We start from the raw sequence: 3,027 nt of genomic DNA, 5'->3' as shown, positions 1-3,027 counted from the left end.
GTTGCCGATCCGGGTCCGCGGGATATGGCCCTGCCAAAGTTCGATGGCGCATGCGATATCAACATGGCTGTGATGGTCGTGGTCCGGGATCTCCGCGGAGAGGCGACGTCGCTCAGGGTGTCCGGCGTTCGACGAAGTCGTCGAGGACCTTTCGGGACACCTTCGACAAGCTCATCCCGCGGTCCTTGGCGATAACCCTCAACGTGTCGCAGGTGCGCTCGGACACGTGCACCTGGACCACCGGCGAATGCCTGCCGTCGCCGGATAGGGACTTGCCGCCCGATCGCATGGTTCAGATTGTCGACGGGCTCGACCATGCGGCTTTGGCGGCTGCGGGCGTCGAAACCCTCTGCCGCAAAATCGAACTCGCCCTGGTCGCTTCGGGTCAGCCCGCATCCGTCACTCCGGGGACGCGGCAAGCGCCGACGGTAAGTCCGAACACGGACCGTCAATGTCGGTGCCGTGCCCGCATCTCAACTCGCTTGACGAGATACCACCCGGCGCCGTGCCGGCCAGCCTGACGAGTCACAGTGTGATGACGTCGATGTCGGGCATCGCCGAGTAGTCGCTATCGCGGGTGACGATCGGAATGCGTTGCGCCACAGCAGTCGCCGCAATCCAACTGTCGTTGATCGGTACTCGCTGATTAGCGGTGCGAAGTTTGGCCACCAGCAATGCCCACGCTTCGGAAACCGCCTCGTCGACGCTCAGCGGTTCGAACCGTTGAGCAAGCTGATATGTGGAGAGCCGGCGTGCGGCGGCTTCCGGAGCGGCGGATCATTCCACAAACAACGCCATCGACGCGGTGAACCCGTGCAGCGCGTTGCGGCCCCCGATCGGCCCGATCTCCCCGGCGGCGAAGAACCCGGCCAGCGGAATCCCGCCCAGCACATCCGCGATCGTCGACGCATCGTGGTCGGCGACCCCGAACATCCGCCGCCCCCGCCCGTTGCAGGTGAACAACACCGCACCCACCGCACGCCCGGGCAGCCCCGCCAGAGCCCGCTCCAGCACCATGCGCAAGTCATTCGAAGCCCCCACCGCGTCGCGGACCTGGAACTGCACGGTCGCGCCGACCGGGACGACGGCGCCGATCTCGATCGCCCCGCTCGACAGGTCGGCGCCCAGCAGCCCGCGGATCAAAAAGTCGCCCTGCCCCGGAGCCGCCAGGTGCTCGTCGACGACGACCCCGATCTGCAGGCCGTTGCTGACCAGCTCCTGCTCACCGGGCGGCAGCCCCTCGACGATCTCCTGCAGCCGGTGCAGCGGCGGCCGGCCGCCCAGCTCGGTGATCACCAATTCTTCTGCGGCGGTGACGATGTAGGGCTGGCCGATCGGCCGGCAGCCCTGCGACACGAGCGGCACGGCGTGCACGCCGGGCAGCCGCACCCCGACCAGTCCGGAGGTCAGCACGTCGCGGTCGCGGAACAGCCGGGTATCCCCGGGCCCGCGCCCGCCGCTGACCACGCCGCCCACCACCGACGTCCCCGGCAGGTCGGCGTTCAGGTGCTCGATGAGCAGGCTGGACGGGAAGGTGTACGGGTCCGGCAACAGCAGGTGCAGATCGCTTGTGGCCCGGTCGAATTGGTATCCGGTGAGCAGGCCGCCCGAGTCGGTGCGCGCGAACTCCAGCTGGAACGTCTCGGCGGCCAGGCCGGACGCCAGCCACACCGCCACCGCGTCCTCGTTCTCCATCTCGCGGCCACCGGCAATAAGCCCCTGGGCGACACACCCGATCAGGGCGGGCGGCTGGACCGTCTCCCGTACGGCGGTGAGGACGTCCGCGGCCTGGTCGGTGCGTGACCGCGATGCGAGCAGCACCGCCAGCGACGGCGCCTCACCCGCGAGCCCGTCGCGTGCCTGCGCCGCCGCCTCCGCCGCAGCCTGCCGCGCGTCGGGCACGGTGGAAACGCCGGCTGCTATCCGCACACGTCCATCATGCGCCGCCCGGGGGCGCCACAGGGCCGCTACCATTCGCGCGGCCGAGCCCGGCAGTTGTTTCTGCAGCCGGTGCAACGACTGCTGCGCAAGGCACCCCAGAGCGTCAGCGCAAGGTGTCGAATGTGATCGCGTATGCGATACCGAGGTTCGAGGTGTTTCCTTCACGAGCAATGGTAGCAGTTCTGCTACCATTGCTCCATGGCGACCCTTCCCCAGAAAGAACTTCGCAATAACGTCGGCGAGGTGCTGCGCCGGGCAGAAGCGGGCGAGGAGATCACGATCACCGTCGCAGGCCGGCCGGTGGCGCAGCTTGGCCCAGCCATGCAGAGGCGATGGGTCCATGGGCCGGCGTTGCGCGCAGTCTGGCGCGCTCCGGCTCCGAGAACGCTCGGCGCAGACCTCGAACGTTTTCCCGCTTCGGTTGTCGACCCGTTCGAGTAGTAGATGCGCGCAGTCCTCGATACCTCCGTTCTCATCGGTGAGGAACCGCCATCGCACGTCGAGGCCGCGATCAGCGTTGCCTCGATTGCCGAGCTTCACTTTGGTGTGCTTGTCGCCAGCGACGACGATGAACGGGCAGTCCGTACCGAGCGGCTGGGCGCCATCGAATCCACGTTTGACCCGTGTCCGATCACGGTCGAGATCGCTCGAGAGTGGGGTCGGCTCTCAGCCGCCGTGAGTAATCGGGGCGGCCCGCCGCGGCGCCGCTCGATCGATCTCGTAATCGCTGCCACCGCAAACATTCACGGCGTGCCTCTCCTCAGCCACAACACCGGCGACTTCGCGATCATCAGCGATCTCGTCGACGTTCGCCATCCATCGGAGGTTCAGCCGCCTGAGCCGGGTGCGCACCCGCCCGTCGAGGAGTAACGACGGACCGTCACTCTTGGTGGACCAATTTCAGGCCGCTAATCTGTTTGGCGCGCTGGGAATCCGATCGGCGCTGACATGGTGTCGTTATCGATCGACAACAGCCGGGGCGCAGCCCCCTCAACGTCTCACTCGAAAGTTGCGCAAAAGCCCTGGTCGGCGCTCGCGTCGAGCAGAGCTATTCGTCGAGTGTGCGGTTTCGTACGCCAGCGCCGG

The 3,027-nt window shown here is 67.3% G+C and carries 4 protein-coding genes and 1 pseudogene; 2 read left to right on the top strand and 3 right to left on the bottom strand.

The annotated features are described in order from the left end of the window. Nucleotides 1-112: 112 nt before the first annotated feature. From ABDW21_RS16750 to ABDW21_RS16740, 3 genes and pseudogenes are all read right to left on the bottom strand, one after another. Nucleotides 113-289 carry a hypothetical protein gene (locus ABDW21_RS16750; protein ID WP_343710773.1) on the bottom strand — a complete coding sequence of 59 codons (177 nt, stop codon included), beginning with the start codon at nt 287-289 and terminating at the stop codon, nt 113-115. Nucleotides 290-525: 236 nt separating this feature from the next. Then, nucleotides 526-777 (bottom strand): annotated as a pseudogene (locus ABDW21_RS16745) (PIN domain-containing protein); the annotation flags it as partial. Then, nucleotides 778-1,929 carry an FIST N-terminal domain-containing protein gene (locus ABDW21_RS16740; RefSeq protein WP_343710772.1) on the bottom strand — a complete coding sequence of 384 codons (1,152 nt, stop codon included), beginning with the start codon at nt 1,927-1,929 and terminating at the stop codon, nt 778-780. A 210-nt stretch (nt 1,930-2,139) separates the two neighbouring features. Between ABDW21_RS16740 and ABDW21_RS16735 the strand changes: the two genes are divergently transcribed. Together ABDW21_RS16735 and ABDW21_RS16730 are read left to right on the top strand one after the other, a co-directional pair. Continuing rightward, nucleotides 2,140-2,382 carry a type II toxin-antitoxin system prevent-host-death family antitoxin gene (locus ABDW21_RS16735; protein WP_343710771.1) on the top strand — a complete coding sequence of 81 codons (243 nt, stop codon included), beginning with the start codon at nt 2,140-2,142 and terminating at the stop codon, nt 2,380-2,382. Between the two features lie 3 nt (nt 2,383-2,385). Beyond that, nucleotides 2,386-2,811 (top strand): PIN domain-containing protein, encoded by a 426-nt coding sequence (locus tag ABDW21_RS16730; protein ID WP_343710770.1) that lies wholly within the window; start codon nt 2,386-2,388, stop codon nt 2,809-2,811. Nucleotides 2,812-3,027 lie beyond the last annotated feature (216 nt).

This window comes from Mycobacterium sp. (assembly GCF_039583805.1).
Taxonomy (GTDB): domain Bacteria; phylum Actinomycetota; class Actinomycetes; order Mycobacteriales; family Mycobacteriaceae; genus Mycobacterium.
The sequence above is the reverse complement of the archived record's forward strand: the minus strand, read 5'-3'. Positions and strand labels throughout refer to the sequence as shown.

Coding starts and splice junctions, on each gene's coding strand:
- ABDW21_RS16750 (WP_343710773.1), bottom strand. CDS start 289: ATGCGATCGGGCGGCAAGTCCCTATCCGGCGACGGCAGGCATTCGCCG.
- ABDW21_RS16735 (WP_343710771.1), top strand. CDS start 2,140: ATGGCGACCCTTCCCCAGAAAGAACTTCGCAATAACGTCGGCGAGGTG.
- ABDW21_RS16730 (WP_343710770.1), top strand. CDS start 2,386: ATGCGCGCAGTCCTCGATACCTCCGTTCTCATCGGTGAGGAACCGCCA.